Genomic DNA, 21,586 nt, shown 5'->3' on the forward strand with positions numbered 1-21,586 from the left:
CGTTTACGGACGAGCAGCAATACACTGTGGATGCCCGATAGGGGAACCAACAGAACGCAGAAAGAGAAACAGGCGATCTGATACAGTCCCAAGAGGAGACACTCTCGCTATGGACCTTAGAGATCACCCACGCTTCGAAGTCAATATACCAGTCTCATTTTTTGGAGACCAAATTAACGGAAAAGGCGCGATTACCAATCTTTCGGCCGGAGGCTGTGCGGTTAAAGGAGATGCGAAGGCCCCGATCGGTGCTTTCCTCGAACTCAACGTAGATCTTCCAGACGCTCAACAGAAACTGATCATCGAAGTTGCGGTTGTTCGATGGTCAATCGGAACAAAGTTCGGCCTCGATTTTCTCCAGCTGGATCCCGAACACGAGAATCGGCTGCGCCGCTTTATTAAGACCCTCTAGTTGAAGAGGGGTCCCCTCTGTTTCGTACCTGAGTACAGTAGCGCTACAAGATTCGGGCTATCGGGTGTTCTAGCTGGCCTGTTTAAGCGTGGCGCTGAGGCGGGATTTTCTAAGAGACATGAGTCCGCGTTGAGTTTCAGTGGGAGCGTGAGGCCCTACTTTCTTCGCCTTGTATCTGCTTTCAAACTGTTCGATCACATCATTCGCTTCCTGGGTTCGGCCTTGGCGGGCCAGCAGTTCGGTCAGACGAAAGTAGGAAGGCACGATGAGCGGTAAATGACGGACTTCGCGTGCCTGATCGATCAAATATCGATAGTTGGTGATAGACGTCTCCGGGTTCGTTTCTTCGTAATGTATGGCTTCCAACATATGGACCGAAATGCGATCAGTCGCCGCACTAATGCTGCGTTCCCATGGCCCTCGTATCAAGGCTTCCAACTCTGGCGCGGACAATTGAACCGTCGCTTTCTTCTTGATTGTTCTTAGCCGTTCGAGAAGATGCCGGGCTTCAGGCCAGGCGCCGTAAATTCCTACGAGCAACCCGACGCATTTGGCAGGGTTAGTACATTGTCCCTTTAAGGGAGTGAAATGAATTTTCGTCACCTCACTGGGCAAGAACACTCTACCGTTTGCCTCCGCACAGACCTCACAGGTGTGTTTGTCTTTCGGGACCACGTAAAGATACATTCGTATGCCCGAACGATCAAAGACATCAATGGCCAGGATTTGCCCTTTCATAACTTGCATTTGGTGATACTGCCAGACAACTAATAAGGCCAGGATACCGAGAAGATACGGCAGGAGTTCAGGAATCATGAAACCAGATGTTTCCATCGTCGCCCTTCCAACAATCTGCACAAGTTGGAGAAAACTATAGCATCGGATATCCGATAACCAGAGAAAATAGCAATTTTGGACAGATGGAAAGGGACGGCACAACGTGCAGCGGGGGAAGGTCGAAGATCAGAGTATTACCGATAGGGTGGTGCCGGAGGCCGGGGTCGAACCGGCGCGGACCTTGTGGGTCCGAGGGATTTTAAGTCCCTTGCGTCTGCCAATTCCGCCACTCCGGCACAGAGCAAGTTCGCGTTTGATACCGGGCCAACGCTTAGGGTTTGATCTGACTCGGCTTAAACCCCGATCTACCTCGGGCATTGGCGAGCGAAATCTAACATCGGACTAGAAAGCGGTCAAGGCAGGAAGCGCAGACAGCCTGTGCCATTGCTGGCAGCAGGCCGAATGCGATCATCCTAGGGGCTGGCTAATATCACACGAAGCGTCGTTAGGCTGCTTCGACCGTCGGCTTTGCCTCTCGATGTAGCATGTAGGCAGCCCGTCCGCGCTCCATAGCTTCTTTCACACCCGATTGAATCGCGCGACTCCAACGGGTCGCATGAATCTGTGTTTTTCTGGCGTAGCGACTAATGTCTCGCCTGGTCTCCGATCCAGACTGTGGTGCAAACAATAACCCTAGACCCGCCCCAATCACAGCTCCACCGGCGACGAGTGCCGCCACTTTTACTACCTGTTTCCCTTGCTCTGACATACAGCCCTCCTTTCAGGCTCATGAATGATGGTGAACCGACAGGCATTTTTCTGAAGAATCAGTACAGCATCAATCGTGCCAATCGGTATTCGGTACGATCTTCAGAAAAATGTTCGACCGATGCCTAGCACAATTAGGCTTGCTTAATAAACGGTGGAGTTTTCACAACAAGACACAACACAGTCGTTACAGAAACCCAACAGTACTTTTGAAGGAGAGGCAGTCCGTGGGCCTGCGGAGCCGATTGGAGGCTTGCCGATGAGATCAGGACGTTCGATTGCAGCAGCTTGCAAAGGTGTCTCTCCTCACATATGATCCTGCCACTTTGCCACATGGGGCAGTAATGAACTGGTTACACACCATTCCATACCCGGAGATCAATCCGGTGTTCTTTGAAATCGGTCCCTTACAGTTTCGTTGGTATGGACTGATGTACCTGCTTGGCTTGACGGGCGCTTATTTCCTCATTAAAGCTCGTGTATCCGGGAAGGGGTTGCCGCTCTCGAAAGAACAAATCTACGACATGGTGGTGTGGGCCGCCCTTGGAGTCTTTATCGGCGGACGGCTGGGTTATACCCTTTTCTATAACTTTTCCTACTACATTCAGCACCCGAGTAAGATCATCGCGGTGTGGGAAGGGGGGATGTCCTTCCACGGTGGTCTTCTTGGAACCATTATTGCCTTACTCTGGTACAGCAAACGTCAAGGGATCTCCCCTTCTATGACTGCCGACTTGGCAGCAGGCGTTGCTCCGATTGGTCTCGGCTTCGGGCGTATTGGGAATTTTATCAATGGGGAACTCTTCGGCCGTGCTACGGATGTCGATTGGTGCATGGTGTTTCCCGGCAGAGGGCTCGCCTGCCGGCATCCTTCACAGATCTACGAAGCAATTTTGGAAGGACCTTTATTGCTCACCGTCTTATGGCTCCTTGGAAAGAGGCCCACACCGCCCGGGACAGTTTTCTGGAGTTTTATCGCAGGCTATGGGATCTGTCGCTTCATTGTGGAATTTTTCCGAGAGCCGGATGCTCATCTCGGACTCATTATCGGATCGTTTTCGATGGGCCAACTCTTGTCTCTCCCCATGGTGGTCATCGGCGCGTTTATGCTGGCCCTTGGCTATCAGCGGTGGGCCTGGACCCAGCCGGAGCTGTCCCATCACAAATCTCAGTAAGGCATCTCTTCATCGCTCAGGCCAACGTGGTGGCCAAGTTCATGCACCACCGTGTCTCGAATTTCCTGAATAACCTCGGTCTTCGTTCGACAGAGCCGAAGGATGGGGCCTCTATAGATGGCGATGCGGGCCGGCAGCTCGCCCGCTGGTTGGAAAAACGACCGTTCGTGAAGCGACAGGCCTTGGTAGAGACCTAAGAGATCATCCTCGGACTCGAGCTCAAGTTCATCGAGTACCTCAGGCGGAGGTTCATCCTCGACAACAACAGACACATCGCGGGCAATCGTATCGTAGGGCGGCGGCAAGTGCGCAAGTGCTTCCTGCACCCACGCTCCGAACTGCTCATGGGAAGCCGGCAATCGGTGTGGATCTCTCGGCACAGCTGTCCTTTCGAAGCAAGCTCAACGAACTTTAGGATCGGCATCCAAGTACGATTTCTTATTAATCTCGTGGGTCAATCCCATCTCTCGGAACGGTGGAGAATCCCAGATCACTTTGTTGCCCGGAGCTAGATTTGCCGCCTCCAAGTAATGTTTCTTTGCTTCTCCGCGATTGCCCATCCGGTCGATCGTAACGGCGAGGTTATAGTGAGCCTCAGCCAAATCCGGATAAGCAGCAATAGTCTGGCGATAGGATTGCTCCGCACGGGCATAATCCTTCGTGGAGAAGAGAAGATTCCCCTCTTCGAGTTTGGCCATCACCTCGGCAGGACTGCCTGCTGGTGCCGCAAGCACCGAGGCAGGAGGAGCCTTTGCGCTGGCACAGCCGAGTACTCCGCAGAGACACAACACAACGAGCACGTGTAGGTTCATCAGACGTACCTCCTACATCTCAATGGCCATGCTGGGTCTGAGAAAGATAAACTGAAATGCAACAGACGAGAGACCCATAGCCTGCCGCACAGCAGTCCGGTAAATCTCAGCCTGCTCGCGGTATGTCTCAGCTCTCGGCTGAGCCGCCTCTGCTGAAACCGCATCGGTCTTATAGTCTGCGATCCAGATTCCACCGTCAAGACGGTAAATAAGGTCAATGATGCCTTCCATAACCTGTCGCTCTTCCCAGGGAAGGAGAAACGGCACTTCTCGACCAAGAATGGTGGCCCGTTGCAGTCTATTGTAGAGTTCGGACGTGAGGAAGGAGGAGAAGATCGTATAGAGCTCCTGCCTCAGTACGCTTTCTCTATCAGCGAGGTCCGGGGCAAGGTGCTGACGACATGCCCGCTCGATGGCTGGGGCAGGATCTCGATCTGGTGAATCAAAATCCCATTGCTCTAGGACTGCGTGTGCGCACACGCCAAGTATTCGGCTATACGCCATTTCGGATGAGTCGGGCGAGCCGGCTGATCGAGCCGGCACTCGTTGCGCCATGAGGAGTGAGGGGGTAACCTGTCGCCGAGCCATTTTCTGGGCCGACCAATAGTCCCTCCGCGTCTGGTGTCGATTCACCACCACATCGAGTGAAGGGCAAGGGACTGCCGAAGCTTCTCGCTCATGTGGACCCTTTCGAACTGTGGGTGACGTTGATGTCACGACCTGCTCCATCTGACCGGCTCCGAGGGAAATGGTACCAGCCGTGCTAGAGGTTGCTGCGTCGGGAATTGCATCGTGAATCAGTGATAACACCGTGTCTCGTCCAAGGGTCGACGTGCGTCCCCCTGACAGTACGAGCAGATCCCTGGTTCGCGTCATACCGACATACAGCAATCGGCGCTGCTCGGCCTCTTCACGAGCCGAAATTTTTGGTTCAACCAGCAAGGCCCCAAGATTTGCACGATTCCCGACCCGAAGGCCGTATAATCGACTGGACCAATCATGCCCCAGCCTCGGTCCCTTACCTGGAACTCTGGACCCCTGGTGAAGGCCGGGCAGAATGACGACGGGGAATTCGAGCCCCTTGGCCTTGTGAATGGTCAAGACCCGGACAGCATCGGGCAATTCCTCAGCCAACGCACTTTCTGCTTCTTCCGGCTGGTCAGTCAACCTCGTCATCATCACATCTACAAAGCCCGCCAGCGTCATATGCGGTCGGTCTGAAAGTTCTTCGGCCAGAATGCGAATCTTCCGAAGATTCGCTACGGCCTGTTCACCATGCAGGGACGAAGCGGCCAGTTCCGGAACCGGCAAACGGTCGAATAGGAGATCGATTACGTCTGGCACCGGCCGTAGTTGGGCTGATTGTCTCAGCATTCTTAAGGCTTCATATAATTGTGCGAGTTCGAGTGCCTCTGGATGCTTGGAGGCAGCGAGGCGTTCAGGCCGGGTATAATCAAGACAGTTCAGCTGGGACAGATCCAGTAGACTCTGATCCGTGACGCCGCCAAGCGGAGACCGCAACACACCGACCAGTGCGATTCGATCGTACGGATCTTCGATCACCCGCAATATATTGACGAAATCGATGATTTCCTGGCGACGATAGAAATGTTTTTCGCCGTCGGTTACGTACTGGATGCCGTACCGCCGCAGTGCGTCGAGGTACTCCTGCGCCTGCGTCAGTTTCCTGAAGATCAAGGCGATATGTCCCGGCTGGAGTGGCACGGATCGGCCCTCCCGATCAACTACCGTGGCACTCGCTAAGAGCGTTTCACTGATCCATCGAGCCAGCGTTTCCGCCTCAGTGCGAGTGGCGGTCTCCGTATCGAACGCCTCTTCACCCTCATTGGGAGCAACCAGACGCAGCTGTACACCGGCCGTTGAGACCTCCGTCCTCCGGTCCGGCCGCATCACCAACCGTTCGTGGGCAGGCTGCACATGAGCTTCTGGAAGAAACAGACGGTCGAACAGGTCATTGACGACGTCCAAGACCATCATATCGCTCCGAAAGTTCGTGACAAGCGAGCAGGCTACGCCACCATCGTCCAGAATCTTCCGGACGACGCGCTCGAACGCTTCGATATCGGCCCGGCGGAACGAATAGATCGATTGCTTGGGATCACCGACGATGAACAGTTTGCCTGGTTCCAGGTCGATGTCCTGCCACGCAGTCTGTTGTTTCCCTGCGCGTTCCGCCAGATAGAGAATAATTTCGTATTGAACCGGGTCCGTATCCTGGAACTCGTCAACCAGAATCGCTCGATAGGTACATTTTATCCGCTCTCTTACGGTTGGACAGTCTCGTAGCAGCCTCTTGGCTCTGGCCAAAAGTCCATCGAAGGAAATCCAGCCCGATCTGAGAAAAGCGTCGCGCACTCGGGTCAGGACTGGTCGAAGCAAGTGAATCACGTTGTGAAAGTAGGACTGATCCACGGCGAGAAGCTGCTTGGCAAGCTTGATCATGATGACCGCTTCTTGAAAGACTTCCTTGTCCCACCCTGACGTGGCTTTCCCTGCATCCTTTCGGAGCAACGCTCGCACCTCGGGCCCCAAGGAGGTCAAACCAGTCAGGCCATGCTCCAACAGGAGTGACAAGCATTGAACCGTCGCGGACAGCATCTGCTCCGCCTTCAACTGTTTGTCCGACGATCTGGATGCCAGCAGGCCTGTTGCTCGCGAGTGAGCTGAAGCGATCCAGTCGCGCAGGGGCCCCTCAACGTGAGACATGTGCAGTTGGCGCTCGAGTGCGTCGAGGTCGATCAGTTCATTGGCCAGCAAGGTCGCCAATTGGTGAAGGTCGTCCAGGCTCGCTCCAGCCAAGACAGAACGCCAACGATCGTGCTGCATACCCTCCGGACCCAATTCGTCATCCAGCCAGCAATCCCACACCCCGTCGAACGTTTCCATAAACCGCGATCCATCATCCTCTTGAAATGACGGATCGAGGCCGGATTCAAGGGGGTGAAGCCGCAACAGATGCGCGGCTAGACTGTGGAGCGTTCCGATTTGCGCCTTTTCTAATTGCTCAAGAGCCTGTCGAGCCCTGGTGCTGATTTGAGTATCCGAGAGGTGGTACCGAAATCGGAAAGTTGCCAATTCAGCTTCGACCGATTGTTCTGCAAGCCTCATGAGCTCTCGGCGCAGTCGCAATTTCATCTCCGTGGCGGCCTTGTTGGTAAACGTGACCGCGATAATGTCTGTGACGCCCAGCGGATTGGGTTCCCGCATCAAGAGATTCAGGATACGGTTGACAAGGATCGTCGTTTTTCCGGTCCCGGCTCCCGCGACGACGACGACATTGCGATCCCACGTAGTCTCGGCCAAGAGACGCGACTCACTATCGGACAATCTAGATCGATCACTCATCCGCTACCTTCTGCTTTCTCACTTGTCGCAACACTCGAGCCTCTGGCGATCGGTAGGAGCGCCACCAGACCATGGCATCGTTTCGGCGGCAGGCTGAGGAATACGCACATTGATCGCAATAACCGTCAGGAAGGATGAAGAACTCCCCCCGTGCGATTCCTTCAACCAAGGTACGAATCGTCCGACGGATCGACGTTCCTATGTTGCCCTCAAGGACTGAGGTCTCGAACTTCGAGGGGACAATCGGCTTTTCCCAGTGTGGCCCAAGGTACAGAAACTGGACTTCAGAGGGCGCAGGCAATCCAGGAAGGTCCATCGAAGCATAGAACGGAGGCTGGAGGCGCACGCCTCGGACAGCCGCCGTGGTAAGATTGTGATCCAACGGCGCCATTTCAGGCCCCTGCTTATACTTGTAGTCCACCACACGCAGAGCGGGAGGGTCGGACCGCACGTCCACCCGATCGAGCTTCCCATGAATTTTCATGAGAACACACTGGTCATCCTGCAAGCGAAGACTTCCGTTTGCCGCCATTTCGAATGCATGCGGCCGGAAACCGGTTTTCCGATAATCCTCTTGATCCGAAGCAATCGCGCCGAAGACCAACTCAGCGACCTGTTCACGGGCCAGTGTCCAGAGCAAGGCCCGGCCGGTCCCTTGCGTGACCGCATAGGAATCAAAAACCTGCGATACGGCAACGGTCCCGATTACGCGAATATCCGCTTCTGCGACAGATGCTTCCGGCCAATGCAGCGCGACCAATTTCTCATAGGCGAGCCGGAGCGATTCATGGATGAACGTACCCATGGTGAGAGCAGGTAGCATGGTTCCTTGTATCTTCCGCACCGATTCAAGCCGCAATACCTCCTCTGCAAAGTACTGAAATGGACACCTGGCATACCGTTCCAAGGACGTCGGTGATATTCCATCCCGATCGAATGCTGAAAGCTTTTCCACACGGGGCTTTAGTAGTCCATCGAACGAACCGAGTTCCACCGACGCCCGTTCGATGATTTTCAAGGATGCGAGCCCCCGTTCAAACAAGCGGTGACTTAGCCCCAAAGCATTCATCAGAGGCAGAACCTCAACCCCTTGCAGAAGCCAACTCAGCGTTAACTCTTGTGCCGGCAGGATCTCTTGAATCGAGGGTACGGCTCGAATCCGAGCGGTCAAACGGCGCGGTACGGTTTCTTCCGGTCTCGTCACGAATCGACAATCACGCACGACTTCGTCGAGAAAGGATGAGGGCGCCAACACCCGGCCGTCTTCATCAGCTCGTTGATACGACAGACACAAGCGCTGGGTCGCCGAACCGATCAGTAGCTCGAACAGAAGCCGTTCTTCCTCATGACCTGAGAGTTTATCGTCGACCTTATAGCCCAACGTTGCCTGGAGCACAGCCCGTTGACGATCGCGAAGGAATGGATCCTCTCGAACCACGCGTGGGAAGATTTTATCGTTGAGACCGATGACAAACAGTGCGCGAAACGTCAGACCGCGGGCTGTCATGGCATCGAGAACTTGCACGCCCTGGTGTGGTTGGCTCTCGATGGGAATGGCGGTCTCGATCAACGCCTGGTTGAAGAGATCGACCCAATCCTCCCACCTGACGTCGCTGCCGAGGGGATCGACCTGGATCAATCGATCAAGAGCCAGTTTCACCAGAGAACCGATCGTCGGTTCGGGCTCATCGGAGGCAAGCGGAACAGTCAGACCCGGTACATGGAAATGCATCGTGGCCAACGCGCGAAAGGCATCAGTGAGGAGGCTGATCGATCCGTGCAATGGGAGAGCCCGGCAATCCCGGATTAACCGTGAGACACGCGACCAAAGAATGGCCAGTTGCACCGGATCGTCGATCGGACCCGTCCGATCCATGTCCTCAGGGTCCGCCCTGGAATCGTGAAGAATCGAGGCTGCCTTAGGAGCCGCTAGCCGGATCCATTCGCCTTCACCCTTGGTAATACCGAGCGTGGCGACCGCGTTGCGCCAACAATCCGGCCTGGCATGTAATTCCTGAGCCTCGCCCCGATAGAAGGAGGCTGTCACTACATCCACTACAGCCACATGATCAAAGTCGTTTACTGGCAATGAGGCCAAACGCAAGAGAGCCTTGGCCACTGGCTCCCGCAGGAGAGGCCGTTCAGCGGTGGAGACGAAAGGAACGAGATGACGATCGAACACCTGCTGGAGACAGGCACAATACGGCTCGAGAGTGCGTACCACCACCCCTATTTCGTCGAAGCGATACCCGTTCACCTCGACTAACGTCAGGATCTTTCGGCAGACGGTCGCCAACTCCTCATCGGCCCCTATGACGTTGAAAACAGTGAGCTCGACGCGAGTCGAAGAGGAGGTCCTTGCGTGGTTCCCACGATCTTCATGGCTGCCGGAATGAGGCAGAATGTGACGATCGAAAAACTGACGTGCGAACCCAAAAGCGGACCTGGATTCCAAGGGGAAATACAACGTCGTCGGCACCGTCTGTATGACCGCTTCGAAGAACGACAGTTGTACTTGCGTGAGATCGTAGAAACCGTAGTACAACACCCGCGTCATCCGTCGCAAAAAGGATGATCGGGACGGATTGGAATCGAGCGAAGCAGTCAGATCGTCTGGCGATCCGATGCCTAACGAACGACTGGCTTCTTCGACGGCGGCATGGAGCCTGAAGAGCGAGAGAAGCCAGGGCTGATCTTCTGGTTCGAAGATTCCATCAGCGACAGCGCCCAGCGCAATCGAGGGGGAGACCGCTGCATCCTTGAGATCGCGAATCGTAGCCCATAAGCCTTTCCACGTACCGGGTGATGGCGATATGGCATCCAAGGCCTCAAGCCCTGAGAGCTTGCGTTTCACGATATAATGGACCAATTGCCGAAAATAGAAGTCGTCAACGATCTGCAGCGGAATGTTCGTCGCTTGCCGGAACCTCGCCATCTCCTGGCTGAGCCGTAGCGTCAATTGATGGAACGTATAACAATGGATGTTCAGGAGTGGGAGATGTGACTCGACGGTCAGTCGGCGCTTCAGCCGTTCTGCCAGAGCGCTTGAGGGAACGATGAGAGCAATCGGGGCCAGAGCATCGGCGTCCTTGAGAACCCGTACATCGTCGACGAGAGCCTGCTCAAGATCGGGATGAATCGGCCCGGTGATGACTCGGAGCATCTAGCGCACGCTTCGTGACACTTGAGTGCGAACCGAAGGTTGCGAGGAAGAGGTCGTGTCCATTCTGTCTATGCCCGCCACGAGAGACAGGCAAAGAAGGACGCGACTACCCGGTTTCAGGACCTAACAGCTCCCCGTTACAATCCACACAGGCCCAGTCACCATCGATAAAGGACATCGGATCACCGCAAATCGGGCAATCCGGTGGGGGGCCTTTATCGAGGACCGGGAGGGGCGGCAGCTCGAAATCGTCATCGTCGGGGACCATGGAGCGAAGTTCCTTACTCCCGAGGTTTCATCTTCAATTGCAGCGCCTTTTCCGCGCTCTCTCGGCTCGGCACGCCGACGAAGGTCAGGCGCCCGTCGATAATCGTCGCCGGCACCGCTCGGACCGCATGACGATTCGCAAGATCTTGTCCGTCCTGAGTCGTAATATCGACCTCTCGATAGGAAAAGCTATATTTCACTCGCAATTGCTTCCACAGGCTCTTCGCCGACGGACAGGCCCCACAACTTGGTGACACAAGCAACGTAATGTTCGGCATCGAAAATCTCCAACGACTGGCGAATCATAACACCTCGAAGAATAACGGAGCAAGGCTGGTTCAGTCACAGGCAATATTCACCGCAGGATCACAAGACATGAGACCAAGTGGGGAAGGATGGAGATAGAGGGTGGAGGGATCCTGCGCTCCCATGCCTCGTGTGAGTGGTGGCTCCACCAGGCATGGCTGGCAAACTTCATCCGGCTGGTCCAACGGTCGTCCCGACGCCAGAGGTCTGCGACATGCCTGGCGCAGCTGCAGGAGGCTGAGGGGCCGGGACCGTCGTTGCTCCCCCAGTTCCCACATCGTGGACCGCCGGCTGCAGATTCGCCTGTGATTGATTCTGTGGGTTCGGCGGTGGCGTTTGGGCGACAGAGGGAGTGATGAACTGGCTCGCGAAAATTCCAGCTACCAGAGGAAGAGGCCGGATTTGGCTCATTTCCATTTCCGCGCAGCGTTCCCTCACTTCACGGAAAAACCCATGCGGCAGGAGGCGGCTACGCAGTTTCCACATTCCGCGCTATACTTTCTGTAGCATTCGTCTCATACGGTGTCATTTCGATCGACCACGCCGAGGAGGGGTTATGGGACAGACAGCCTCGTACTGTAGTGACTGTTATAACAAGGCCGGCAGAACCCAGGACGCCGACATCAAGGCTGCGGAAGGAGCCGGCAAGACCCCCATGACGACGCAAGGCACCTGCTGCAAATGCAATAAGGCTACCATCGTCGTCTATTATGACAAATAGGACGAGGTTCTAGTCCAGCCAATCCTTCTCTTTTAACTTTCGGGGCAGATACTTCTTCGTGAGATACTGAAAGTCCTTGTTGGCCAAGGCGTCGAGTTCGTACTTCAACCCGCTCGTAAGCATCCGCTTGATTTCCGTCTGCCAGGCAGGCTTCTGGAACCACTGATAGTTCATCAGTTCCTTGGCACGCGTGATGTCCTTCTCGTTGAGCTTGATGCCGACATTGCGGGGCAACTCGTACCGTTCAGGATCTGCACTCGAAAAACCGATGAATTTCGCCTTGGGGATGGCCATACGCTGACTCTCGAACGCTAAATTGATTGACCCCTGTTTGATCACTGAATAAATGTAGTAGCCCCAAGGATCGTTATCCACCAGGACATAGACCGGAAGCCGGTGTTCTTCGTGGAGCCGCCGAGCCAAGCGCCGGACCCCTCGAGGCGGTTGGCCATTACCCGTCAGTAACACGCAATTGTACCGCCGCCAGAATTTATCTTCTGAGAGGCGGTTCCACTGTGTCCCCTTTTCCACGAGCAACACGAAATCAGCCGTGCAGCGACGGATCTCCACATATTCCGGCTCAACAATCGAGGGCACCGAATAGCCGCCTTTTCCTAATTTGGCGCAATCGACACGGTCACCATCATCTCCGAGGACGAGGGGACCCACGACACTCCCGCCGTTTTCAGCCCGGACATGGAGCTCTTCTCGTAAGGCCTCTACCGACACCTCCAAATCCTCGATGACAGGGTCCGATTCATCCTGTGTATCGAAGGTATTCTCGTGCGAGTTTTTTATCGTATGCTTGGTCCGATAATAAATTTCTCTGAGCGACGTCGTGAGATCCGACCGCTGGAGCTCCGTTAACGCGTCCGCGACCAAGATCGTCTGCATGAACTTCTTCGTCATCCCCACGTTGAAAAACGAGCGCGCTTGTTTCTTGTTCCCCATTTCGATCATGCCCTTGCGCGGATTGAACGAGACGTTCGAGAGCGCACGAATGGGGATCGCCAACGTCGGGTCTTTCGAGCGGTTTGCCGCGCTGATGACCAGGTCGGCGAGGCCAATCAGCTTTTTTGCGACGGCACCATTGTGCCTGTGTTTAGTCTTCGTCATAGCGTGTTACTTCTTCCCTCTGACTTTGTGAACCTTGCGGGTCTTCTTCGTTATAACCCCCGTTCTCTTGCCGGATTGCGGCTCCCCAGAAAAGAGCGTGAGTTGTGCCGCCTTCCCCTTCGCAGCTTTACCCTGCTTGCCCGACTTCGCATCAGCTTTGCCTTTCGCCCCCCGTTCAATCGGTTTCTTAATGGGCAGTATATCGACATGGGGGGTATCAGCCTTTGGTGCTGCGTCCTGTGCGAGGGCTTCAGCAGTTTCCACGACTATCGACGCTTCCCCTTCAATCCCTTCTGGCGTAACGATGATCGAATCCGGCAAGCCTTCCGGTCCTCCACCGGTTTTTCCGAGCGCCTCGTCTGTCTTCATTCCACCAGTACGCGAGGTCGCAATTTTCTGCAACTGTGCCTTGAGTTTCTCCGTTTTCAGCGTCCCGCCCTTGAGTCGGTTACAGGCCTCAGCTACTTCCTCGATGTAGAGTTCAAATATATTGCGGCGCCGATACTCACCAGCCGCTCGCTCGCGCCGGCGCAAGAACAGCCCCAACCTTCGGCCGCATTCGCGAAGCGCAAGCGTGATCTCTTTCTGAATCTCATCGTAATCGGCGATGGCTTCCTTGCTTTCACTCGTAAAAGGAACCCACACTGAGGCCATATGGACGAAGATCACCATCGGCCCACCAGGCAGTGCGCCACGCGATTGCGTGACACCGTAATTTTTCCAGGTGGTGTTCAACACCGCCTTGAACGTTGAACAGGCGGATTGCTGGTAGAGCAGAGGCACACGGTTCGCATAGCGGATCACGCGGGCGAGTTCTGAATCTTCCTCCTCATGTTCGCCTTCTGCCTTGGGCATAACTGGCTGTTGGGGTGCCGTTTGGTCTTCCGGCCGGCTGCCATAAGCCAAGCCTGCTTCGATGATGAAAGGATTACCTCGATAGACGGCAGGCGGACGACTGACTGCTGTATAGAATTCCCCTTTGATCTGCTTATACAGACCCGACAGAATTGCCTGCTCGCCGATCGGAGCGAGACAGTTGGTGGGCGGCGCCATGATCTTGGTGGTTTGGATCGTCTTATAGAGCGTTTCAGCCACCTGCCCGTGAATGCCCCGCGGTCTGGTATTGGGCGAGAGCTTTGCCTGCTTGCACATCTCCACCGCGAGCGCCGGCGATACCCGGCAGAAATCCGACGCCAAAAATCCCGAGAGCGTGTGGCTCTTGGTGTCATGGAGCATCTTGAGAAACATGCCGAACTCGATACCGTACGGGTGGGGTTTAATTTCGCGTGGCGAGGGCGGTAATTCTTTATAGGTGCGCGGATAGGTCTTGGTCTCATTCTCCGGCGTCAGATAGACCAGCTTTACATGTGGATTGGCAATGAGCGTCTGCTCCAAATACTCGTCAACTGAGGCCCTGCCCTTCTGGTAACGACCCTCGACCTCGAGCGTGACCTGCGTGCCTCGCGGCTGATCCCATTCAACCTGTTTATTCTCGAATATGCGGGGCTCATTCTTCTTTGTGTCGATCTGTACTTCAAAGTAGTGCGCCGACGCCCTTGGTCCTGTACGAGAGATAATTTTCACCGGCTTCCCGGTAGTGATTTGCGCATACATGCCCGCTGCGGAGATACCGATCCCCTGCTGACCGCGACTCATGCGCAAGCGATGGAATTTTGATCCATAGAGGAGTTTGGCAAAAATTTTCGGGATTTGTTGACGGACGATCCCCGGCCCGTTATCGCCAACTGTAATCCGAAACCTCGTTGCCTGGCTCACCGGCGGAGGTGTTTCGCCGGTCGCAGCGACTTCGAGCTTGACCAGAATATCCGGCAAAATACCGGCCTCTTCACAGGCATCTAGTGCATTATCAACCGCCTCTTTTACACAGGTGAGAAGTGCCTTCCGCGGATTATCGAATCCGAGCAGATGCCGATTCTTGGTAAAAAATTCAGAAACAGAAATTTCCCGCTGCCGCGCACCCATTTCCACGGCGGTCACCGCTTGTGGAAGATTCGCGCGAGCTTTCTTCGGCTCGACCGATTCGCTAGCGGATATTGGTGATGTGGATTTCGAATGAGCGAGAGCGGCTTGAGATCTGGCCATTCACCCTCTTAGGAATCAGCGCGGATAAATTGCGCAGCATTGTACACAGATTGATGAGCAGAGTGAACCATCAGCAAAACAATATTGTGTTCGTTGTATGAAGTTGATGAGTGGTGAGAATTATGGGTGGGAGGAGCACGCACCTAACCGAGGACGATCAGGTACGGCGGAGATCGCGGGAGGACTTTAGGCTTCCCAGTACAAGCTGGTCCTGCACACCATCCTCAGCGCTCGATCCCCTGATGAACCATATTCCCTCGGGGCGTTTTCTCCTCCCACAAGCTCACGATAGCCCCCTACCTCGAGCGAGTCAAGCTTTCGTTGTTGTCGACTCTGGAGACTCCCCTTGTGGGAGCTTGACGAAGAGGCCTACAATTTGTCACAAGCAATCCGTCCGACGATCCGCCACCCTCACCAAGGAGGTACGTTATGCCAACCTACGTCAGCCTCGTGAAATTCACCCAGCATGGCCTTCAAACTATGAAGGACAAGGGAATCGAGCGAGCCGAGATGGTGAAGGAAAACGCGCACGCGCTCGGCGGCAAGCTGGTCCAGGCCTACTACTGTCTCGGAGAGTATGACGTCGTCGCGGTCTGGGAATTTCCTGACAACAAAACAGCCATGAAGGCGGCTGTGTTGAACGCGGCGATCGGCCACATTCAGATTACGACTATGCCGGCAGTCGGTCGGGACGAATGGAAAAAGCTTCTACAGGAGACTCTGGGGAAAAGACGATGACACAGTGATGCAGAGCTTTCTCTTCGGCACGGGATTGCTCGTCGGTCCCGTGCCGAGCTACACATGCCTAAACAAATGTGGAACCTGTTGCGCTAGCGAAGTTTGAGGACTTTCCCGTCAAGCTTCGTATCGGCGAGGAACCGTTCGAAGTTCCTGTCATAAAGGTCATTCAACAATTCTTCGGCGTCATCGGGATCAAACCAGAAGACGGTGTCGCTGCCAACCCCTGAGACGGTCTCGCGGACCTTACTGCCATCGGCGGCGTTGTCCGCCTGAAGGACCATCTTGTTCCGCCCGGTCAGGGCAGTATGGGCAATCCCGCTCTTGGCATCGACGGCGACTTCGAGCAGTTTGCCCGTAATCGTAATGTCGGCCCCGGAGCCGCTGCTGGCGAACGCCGCTTGCCACCCTTTCTGCTTTAAGTAGTCTGCAAAAGCACGGGCACTCGCCTCTCCTACTGTGCCACTCGGCAAGGCGAAGGTGCTTTCCCCACCCCAGAGATGCTGACGAGTCCCGAGCTTCGACCGATCGATCCGGTCATCCTGGAATGGAACAACAGCCACCTTTACGGCCGGGGCAGCCGGAGGCTTCGCTTCCGTAGCGGGCTTGGTGCTGATCTTCACGTCTATCTTCTCACCTTGAGCAGCACAGCCGCTGATGACGACAGAAGTAAGTACGCAGACGCCGATGAGTAAATTCCTCTTCACGTGTTCCTCCTTGCGATAACGTGACAGGTATCCTCCGACTTGTTGGCAAGCTGACGGTCACTTTGCGACGAAATGTGCGCGTCGGTTCCGCTGATAACAACTTTCTGTTTGTTCATTACAGACCGGCCTGTTTTCTCCATAGCTGATGATCTGCAACTGTGAACCGGTTGTGCCGAGATCTTCGAGATAGCGCTTCGCAGACCGCGCACGCTTTTCACCAAGGACCAGATTGTAGGCCTGTGTGCCCCGCTCATCGCAATGGCCCTCGATAAGCACGTTTTGGCCTTTATGCGCACGGATCCACCGCGCATTCTGCTCCATCGCCTGTACCCCGTCGGCTCGCACGGTAAACCGATCGTAATCGAAGAAGATGTCCTGTAGTTCGCTCCCCCCTGGTCCTCCTGCCATCCCGCCACCTCCAGGACCGCCACCGGGTACCCCTGCTTGCCCTTGACCGCCAGGAGTAGCGCGAGCAGCCTCCATCCCGCCCGGCGTCGCCGGTCCGCCCGCCGCGGCCGGTGTCGATGGCGCAGCCGCGATTGGCTCAGGTTTGATCCGTTCGGAAGCTGTGTCTCCGGACGAGGACGTGACTTTCTTGCCGCACCCGACGGCGAGCATGAGCGCTACAACGCTGAGAGATAGAACGGAGCTGATGTTTACCCATCGTTTCACAGGTTACCCTCCTTTTGCCGGCCCATTCGGCCGGACCCCAATGAAAATCGATGCTGGATGATGGAATACCCCTTTTGGACCGCGAAATCAACCCACTTTCTTTCAACGTGGGTGGGTTGCATCCCTGGCACGTTTTCGCTACGGTACGACCGATGATTCTCCCCGGCATTTCTCGCACGCATGGGTTGTTGCTTGCCGGTGTCAGCGGAATTCTCCTTCCCTTCTGCTTTCCTAGGTTCGATTTCAGCCTGTTGCCTTGGATTGCGTTGATCCCCCTCCACTTCGCGATTGAGGGAAGGCGAAAATCCCAGGCCTTCTGGACCGGCTGGTTGGCTGGCACGATCGGCTTTACCGGCATTATGGCCTGGGTTGTGACCGCGATGCACCTCTATGGCAAGGTACCTCTTGCGATCAGCTATGCCATTCTATTGTTGCTTGCCGCCTACCTGGGTCTCTACGTCGGCATCTACGGGGCAGGCCTGGTCTGGTTTCGCGGCCTCATCCCTCGATACGGTCTGTTCCTCGCACCATGTCTCTGGGTAAGCTTGGAGCTGCTGCGCACCCATTTACTCAGTGGATTACCGTGGGCATTACTCGGCTATTCGCAATATCGGCAGATTGACCTGATTCAGTTCGCCGACCATACCGGCGTCTACGGAGTTTCGTTCGTCATCGTGTTGGTAAATGTGGCACTCGCCGAACTGATGCTCTGGCTCATGCCGCTTTTTCGAGGATTTCGTCCTGCGGCCTTGCCCTGGGAACTCATGACCGCTGCTGCCCTACTTTTGATACTGGCATGGAGCTATGGACTCTGGCTGTCGACTGGTACGCCGTTATCCGACGTGGCCCGCACCTCGCTCTCGGTGGGGGTGGAGCAACCTAACATCGATCAGGCTGTGAAATGGGATACGGCTTATCGCGAGGAAACCCTCCGGCGATACGAAAATCTGATGGCCAGGCTGGATACTTCCTCTGATCTCGTGGTCTGGCCGGAAGCCGCCACTCCGTTCCTGTTCGAACGGGAGCCGGAATATCAGCTGCGACTGATCGCACTGGCTGATCGGGCTCACGCCTCCCTGCTGTTTGGAAGCCCTGCGCTCCGGTACTACCCCGATCGACGTCCCTATCTCTTGAACAGCGCCTTTCTCCTGTCTCCCGAGGGTCACCTGGTCGGTCGATACGACAAGCAACACCTCGTGCCGTTCGGGGAATACATTCCCTTGAAATCGTCACTGTTGTTTTTTCTTGATAAGTTGGTCGAGGGGATCGGAGACTTTGAGCCGGGTCCCGGCCCGACGATTCTGTCGGTACACCCACAATCACGTTCGAGCGGGCCAACGAGTGAGACTTCGTCCGTTAAACCGGTGAAGTTTGGGGTGCTGATTTGCTACGAGGTAATTTTCCCAGACTTGGTCCGACGCCTGGCGGCGAATGGTGCCGAATTCTTTGTAACCATCACGAACGATGCGTGGTTCGGCGACTCGTCGGCGCCGGCGCAACATTTTTCCATGGTGGTCTTCCGGTCAGTGGAAAACCACTTGTCCTTTGCCCGTTCGGCGAATACCGGGATCTCGGGGTTCATCGATCCGTTCGGCCGTATCGTCGAAGCAACTCCCATCTTTACGGAACAGACGTTACAGGGGCGTCTTCAAACGTGGGCCCCCCGGACTTTTTACAGCCGCCATGGCGATGTGTTTGCTTACGGCTGTGTTATACTCTGCGCGCTCGTGTGGCTGTACGGGATCTTTCGGGCAAAAGGCCCGGAGCACGGGACCGTGGCTGCCACACCGGTTTAAGGCGAAAGGATTCGTCCATGCTGGATGAGATACGGCTTCGCATTCGAGCGGTCGGCGATCAAGTTTCGGAACTCCGGGGGCATCTTTGACCTCGCCCGCATGACGACCGAGCTCACCCAATTGGAAGGTCAAACCGCACAGCCGGAATTCTGGAGCAACGCCCAGGCCGCCGCTCGAATCAGTCGCAAGAAGGCGGCACTCGAACGGGAGATCCAACAGTGGCGCGACATCGAGAGCAAATTGAGCGATCTCGGGGCGCTGCTGGAACTGGCCGAAGAAAGCGGCGATCCCTCGCTTGAACGAGAACTTGCCACCGAACTGAATCAGTTTGAACCAAGGCTGGCGTCCCTTCGTGTGGAATTGCTCCTCTCCGGCGAATTGGACCCCAACAACGCGATCTTGGCCATTCATCCAGGCGCCGGTGGCACGGAATCACAAGACTGGGCACAGATGCTTCTTCGCATGTATGTGCGATGGGCCGAGCGTAAGAAGTTCAAAGTCGAAACCCTCGATCTGCTCTCCGGCGAAGAGGCGGGTGTGAAAAGTGTCACCCTCTCGATCACGGGACCCTATGCCTATGGATATCTCAAAGCCGAGGCGGGCGTCCATCGGCTCGTACGGATATCACCGTTTGATGCGAATAAGAGGCGGCACACATCGTTCGCATCGGTATTTGTGTACCCGGAAATCAATGAAGATGTCGACGTCGTGATCGAAGATAAGGACCTCAAGATCGATACGTTCCGGGCCGGCGGCGCCGGCGGCCAGAACGTCAATAAGGTTGAGACGGCGATCCGCATTACGCACCTCCCAACCGGCATCGTGGTCCAATGTCAGAACGAACGGTCCCAGCTCCAGAATCGCAACGGTGCGATGAAGATCCTCAAAGCGCGTCTCTATGAACTGGAGCAGAAGAAAAAAGAAGCGGAGTTCAACGCCATTGTCGGAGAAAAGAAAGACATTGCCTGGGGAAGCCAGATCCGGTCCTATGTATTTCAACCCTATCAGATGGTGAAGGATCACCGCACCGGTTACGAAGTGGGAAACGTGGCCTCGGTCATGGATGGCGATGTGGATGGGTTCATCGAGGCCTATTTGAAGATGAAGCTCACGAAAGGAAGCACTCAGCTGTCAGCCATCAGTGAACCCGACGACCTTTAAATACTGAAGGCTGATAGCGAAGACCCCTCTGCCATTTGTATGGACGAACTCAACGAACAACGTCAGCAACGGATGAAGAAGCTCGGTCACTTACGCGAAGCTGGCGTTGCCCCCTACGGCACCAGGTTTGAAGTGAAGGACCGGGCCGGGCAACTCATCAGGCGGCATGGCGAGAAAACGAAAGAAGTATTGGAGCAAGAAAAGGTCTCGTGTACCGTGGCCGGTCGAGTCGTGGCCTTGCGGCGCTTCGGTAAAGCCGGCTTTGCAGTGTTGCAGGACGGATCCGATCGATTGCAAGTGTATCTGAAGAAGGATCATTTATCGGAGCGGGCCTACACAATCTCTGAACAGCTCGATCTGGGAGATTGGATCGGCGTTACTGGCACGCTCTTTCGGACGAAAACCAATGAATTCACCGTGGAAGTTCATGAGCTCACATTTTTGAGCAAAGCCCTGCGACCACTGCCGGAGAAGTGGCACGGCTTGACCGACGTCGAGACTCGATATCGGCAACGCTATGTGGATTTGATCGCCAATCCGGAGGTCCATGGAATTTTTGAGGTCCGCAGCAAAATCATCGCCGGGGTTCGGTCGTTCCTCGTCGAGCGAGGATTTCTCGAAGTTGAAACACCCATGATGCACCCGATTCCCGGTGGAGCGGCCGCCAAACCATTCGTCACCCATCACAATGCCCTCGGCGTCGATCTCTACCTTCGCATTGCGCCGGAACTGTACTTGAAACGATTGATCGTCGGAGGGTTTCCGCGTGTCTTCGAAATCAATCGGAATTTTCGGAACGAGGGCATTTCGACGATCCATAACCCAGAATTCACGATGCTCGAATTCTACGTCTCCTACGCGGATTATCAGGACCTGATCATTTTGACGGAAGAACTCATTGCTGCATTGGCCACGCAGATCCTTGGTACGACCAAGATCGCGTATCAAGGAAAGGAAATCGACTTGGCGCCGCCCTGGCGGCGCTGGTCCTACCATCAAGCGGTTCTCGAGGTCAATGGATTGGATCCGTCGGTGCTCCTCGATAGGGAGAAGACCATCAGAGCTGCGGAACAGTTGAGTGTCCCGCTCGATCCGAAATGGCCCCTCTTCAACATCATCAACGAGATCTTTGAAGAAACGGTCGAGCCGAACCTCGTTCAGCCGACCTTCATTACCGACTACCCGATTGAAATTTCTCCGCTAGCGAGACGGAAGGATTCTAACCCGGCGCTCACGGATCGCTTCGAGCTGTACATCGCGGGACGTGAGATCGCCAACGCGTTTTCGGAGCTGAATGACCCGCTTGATCAACGGGAACGATTCGAGGGACAAGCAGCGCAACGAGCGGCCGGAGACGAAGAGGCACATCGTGTCGATGAAGACTTCCTCCGTGCTCTCGAATATGGCATGCCGCCGACGGCGGGCGAGGGGATCGGCATCGACCGCCTCATCATGCTGTTCACCGACCAGGCGTCCATTCGAGACGTCGTCCTTTTTCCTCAACTGAGGCCGGAGAAATAGTTCCG

19 protein-coding genes and 1 tRNA gene are annotated in these 21,586 nt (G+C 55.4%); 7 read left to right on the forward strand and 13 right to left on the reverse strand.

What is annotated here, in order from left to right; genetic code table 11:
- The first annotated feature begins 109 nt into the window (after positions 1-109).
- The gene (locus tag VEI50_13385) at positions 110-412 is read left to right on the forward strand and encodes a PilZ domain-containing protein (protein HXX76117.1); all 303 of its coding nucleotides are present in this window, start codon (positions 110-112) and stop codon (positions 410-412) included.
- A gap of 69 nt (positions 413-481) precedes the next feature.
- Here the strand turns inward: VEI50_13385 and VEI50_13390 are convergent, their stop codons facing one another.
- The 3 genes from VEI50_13390 to VEI50_13400 all read right to left on the reverse strand — a co-directional run bounded on the left by VEI50_13390 (position 482) and on the right by VEI50_13400 (position 1,958).
- A complete protein-coding gene (locus tag VEI50_13390) occupies positions 482-1,228 on the reverse strand; it encodes a hypothetical protein (protein HXX76118.1) in 747 nt (248 codons plus the stop codon).
- 167 nt (positions 1,229-1,395) lie between these two features.
- Positions 1,396-1,485 (reverse strand) — tRNA-Leu (locus VEI50_13395).
- A 209-nt stretch (positions 1,486-1,694) separates the two neighbouring features.
- Positions 1,695-1,958: a YtxH domain-containing protein gene (locus VEI50_13400; GenBank protein ID HXX76119.1), complete on the reverse strand. Its 264-nt coding sequence runs from the start codon at positions 1,956-1,958 to the stop codon at positions 1,695-1,697.
- 343 nt (positions 1,959-2,301) lie between these two features.
- On the opposite strand from VEI50_13400, the gene lgt reads away from it, so the two are divergent.
- Positions 2,302-3,132: a prolipoprotein diacylglyceryl transferase gene (lgt, locus tag VEI50_13405; GenBank protein ID HXX76120.1), complete on the forward strand. Its 831-nt coding sequence runs from the start codon at positions 2,302-2,304 to the stop codon at positions 3,130-3,132.
- On the opposite strand, the gene VEI50_13410 is transcribed toward lgt, so the two are convergent.
- From VEI50_13410 to VEI50_13435, 6 genes are all read right to left on the reverse strand, one after another.
- Positions 3,126-3,512: a metallopeptidase family protein gene (locus VEI50_13410; protein ID HXX76121.1), complete on the reverse strand. Its 387-nt coding sequence runs from the start codon at positions 3,510-3,512 to the stop codon at positions 3,126-3,128. The genes lgt and VEI50_13410 overlap by 7 nt on opposite strands.
- Positions 3,513-3,533: 21 nt before the next feature.
- Positions 3,534-3,944 carry a tetratricopeptide repeat protein gene (locus VEI50_13415; protein HXX76122.1) on the reverse strand — a complete coding sequence of 137 codons (411 nt, stop codon included), beginning with the start codon at positions 3,942-3,944 and terminating at the stop codon, positions 3,534-3,536.
- A gap of 12 nt (positions 3,945-3,956) precedes the next feature.
- Positions 3,957-7,310 carry a UvrD-helicase domain-containing protein gene (locus VEI50_13420; protein HXX76123.1) on the reverse strand — a complete coding sequence of 1,118 codons (3,354 nt, stop codon included), beginning with the start codon at positions 7,308-7,310 and terminating at the stop codon, positions 3,957-3,959.
- The gene (locus VEI50_13425) at positions 7,303-10,473 is read right to left on the reverse strand and encodes a PD-(D/E)XK nuclease family protein (protein ID HXX76124.1); all 3,171 of its coding nucleotides are present in this window, start codon (positions 10,471-10,473) and stop codon (positions 7,303-7,305) included. Before VEI50_13425 ends, VEI50_13420 begins: the two co-directional genes overlap by 8 nt.
- A gap of 281 nt (positions 10,474-10,754) precedes the next feature.
- Entirely contained in the window at positions 10,755-11,018 is a 264-nt protein-coding gene (locus VEI50_13430; GenBank protein ID HXX76125.1) for a thioredoxin family protein, read from the reverse strand.
- A gap of 196 nt (positions 11,019-11,214) precedes the next feature.
- The gene (locus VEI50_13435) at positions 11,215-11,532 is read right to left on the reverse strand and encodes a hypothetical protein (GenBank protein HXX76126.1); all 318 of its coding nucleotides are present in this window, start codon (positions 11,530-11,532) and stop codon (positions 11,215-11,217) included.
- Positions 11,533-11,602: 70 nt separating this feature from the next.
- Here VEI50_13435 and VEI50_13440 point away from each other — a divergent pair, with 70 nt between their 5' ends.
- A complete protein-coding gene (locus tag VEI50_13440; protein HXX76127.1) occupies positions 11,603-11,767 on the forward strand; it encodes a hypothetical protein in 165 nt (54 codons plus the stop codon).
- 9 nt (positions 11,768-11,776) lie between these two features.
- Here the strand turns inward: VEI50_13440 and VEI50_13445 are convergent, their stop codons facing one another.
- Positions 11,777-12,883 (reverse strand): DNA topoisomerase IV subunit A, encoded by a 1,107-nt coding sequence (locus VEI50_13445; GenBank protein ID HXX76128.1) that lies wholly within the window; start codon positions 12,881-12,883, stop codon positions 11,777-11,779.
- 6 nt (positions 12,884-12,889) lie between these two features.
- Positions 12,890-14,986, reverse strand: coding sequence for a DNA topoisomerase VI subunit B (locus VEI50_13450; protein HXX76129.1), 2,097 nt, complete (start codon positions 14,984-14,986; stop codon positions 12,890-12,892).
- A 429-nt stretch (positions 14,987-15,415) separates the two neighbouring features.
- Between VEI50_13450 and VEI50_13455 the strand changes: the two genes are divergently transcribed.
- Positions 15,416-15,724 (forward strand): GYD domain-containing protein, encoded by a 309-nt coding sequence (locus VEI50_13455; GenBank protein HXX76130.1) that lies wholly within the window; start codon positions 15,416-15,418, stop codon positions 15,722-15,724.
- Between the two features lie 92 nt (positions 15,725-15,816).
- Here the strand turns inward: VEI50_13455 and VEI50_13460 are convergent, their stop codons facing one another.
- Both VEI50_13460 and VEI50_13465 read right to left on the reverse strand, forming a co-directional pair.
- On the reverse strand, positions 15,817-16,431 hold the full coding sequence (locus VEI50_13460; GenBank protein ID HXX76131.1) for a hypothetical protein: 615 nt from the start codon (positions 16,429-16,431) through the stop codon (positions 15,817-15,819).
- 57 nt (positions 16,432-16,488) lie between these two features.
- A complete protein-coding gene (locus tag VEI50_13465) occupies positions 16,489-17,103 on the reverse strand; it encodes an OmpA family protein (GenBank protein HXX76132.1) in 615 nt (204 codons plus the stop codon).
- A 152-nt stretch (positions 17,104-17,255) separates the two neighbouring features.
- On the opposite strand from VEI50_13465, the gene lnt reads away from it, so the two are divergent.
- The 3 genes from lnt to lysS all read left to right on the forward strand — a co-directional run bounded on the left by lnt (position 17,256) and on the right by lysS (position 21,581).
- Complete coding sequence (lnt, locus tag VEI50_13470; GenBank protein ID HXX76133.1) at positions 17,256-18,899, forward strand: apolipoprotein N-acyltransferase; 1,644 nt, start codon at positions 17,256-17,258, stop codon at positions 18,897-18,899.
- Between the two features lie 17 nt (positions 18,900-18,916).
- A protein-coding gene (gene prfB / locus VEI50_13475; GenBank protein HXX76134.1) for a peptide chain release factor 2 occupies positions 18,917-20,060 on the forward strand; the annotation gives its coding sequence in 2 pieces (ribosomal slippage) (positions 18,917-18,985 and positions 18,987-20,060; 1,143 coding nt in all).
- Between the two features lie 39 nt (positions 20,061-20,099).
- A complete protein-coding gene (gene lysS, locus VEI50_13480) occupies positions 20,100-21,581 on the forward strand; it encodes a lysine--tRNA ligase (protein HXX76135.1) in 1,482 nt (493 codons plus the stop codon).
- Positions 21,582-21,586: the final 5 nt, after the last annotated feature.

It is taken from the genome of Nitrospiraceae bacterium, assembly GCA_035623075.1.
Taxonomy (GTDB): domain Bacteria; phylum Nitrospirota; class Nitrospiria; order Nitrospirales; family Nitrospiraceae; genus DASPUC01.

Bases quoted from the DNA above. Each gene is read 5' to 3' on its own strand.
- VEI50_13385 (HXX76117.1), top strand. From the start codon at position 110: ATGGACCTTAGAGATCACCCACGCTTCGAAGTCAATATACCAGTCTCA.
- VEI50_13390 (HXX76118.1), bottom strand. From the start codon at position 1,228: ATGATTCCTGAACTCCTGCCGTATCTTCTCGGTATCCTGGCCTTATTA.
- VEI50_13400 (HXX76119.1), bottom strand. From the start codon at position 1,958: ATGTCAGAGCAAGGGAAACAGGTAGTAAAAGTGGCGGCACTCGTCGCC.
- lgt (HXX76120.1), top strand. From the start codon at position 2,302: ATGAACTGGTTACACACCATTCCATACCCGGAGATCAATCCGGTGTTC.
- VEI50_13415 (HXX76122.1), bottom strand. From the start codon at position 3,944: ATGAACCTACACGTGCTCGTTGTGTTGTGTCTCTGCGGAGTACTCGGC.
- VEI50_13420 (HXX76123.1), bottom strand. From the start codon at position 7,310: ATGAGTGATCGATCTAGATTGTCCGATAGTGAGTCGCGTCTCTTGGCC.
- VEI50_13425 (HXX76124.1), bottom strand. From the start codon at position 10,473: ATGCTCCGAGTCATCACCGGGCCGATTCATCCCGATCTTGAGCAGGCT.
- VEI50_13430 (HXX76125.1), bottom strand. From the start codon at position 11,018: ATGCCGAACATTACGTTGCTTGTGTCACCAAGTTGTGGGGCCTGTCCG.
- VEI50_13435 (HXX76126.1), bottom strand. From the start codon at position 11,532: ATGTGGAAACTGCGTAGCCGCCTCCTGCCGCATGGGTTTTTCCGTGAA.
- VEI50_13440 (HXX76127.1), top strand. From the start codon at position 11,603: ATGGGACAGACAGCCTCGTACTGTAGTGACTGTTATAACAAGGCCGGC.
- VEI50_13445 (HXX76128.1), bottom strand. From the start codon at position 12,883: ATGACGAAGACTAAACACAGGCACAATGGTGCCGTCGCAAAAAAGCTG.
- VEI50_13450 (HXX76129.1), bottom strand. From the start codon at position 14,986: ATGGCCAGATCTCAAGCCGCTCTCGCTCATTCGAAATCCACATCACCA.
- VEI50_13455 (HXX76130.1), top strand. From the start codon at position 15,416: ATGCCAACCTACGTCAGCCTCGTGAAATTCACCCAGCATGGCCTTCAA.
- lnt (HXX76133.1), top strand. From the start codon at position 17,256: ATGATTCTCCCCGGCATTTCTCGCACGCATGGGTTGTTGCTTGCCGGT.
- lysS (HXX76135.1), top strand. From the start codon at position 20,100: ATGGACGAACTCAACGAACAACGTCAGCAACGGATGAAGAAGCTCGGT.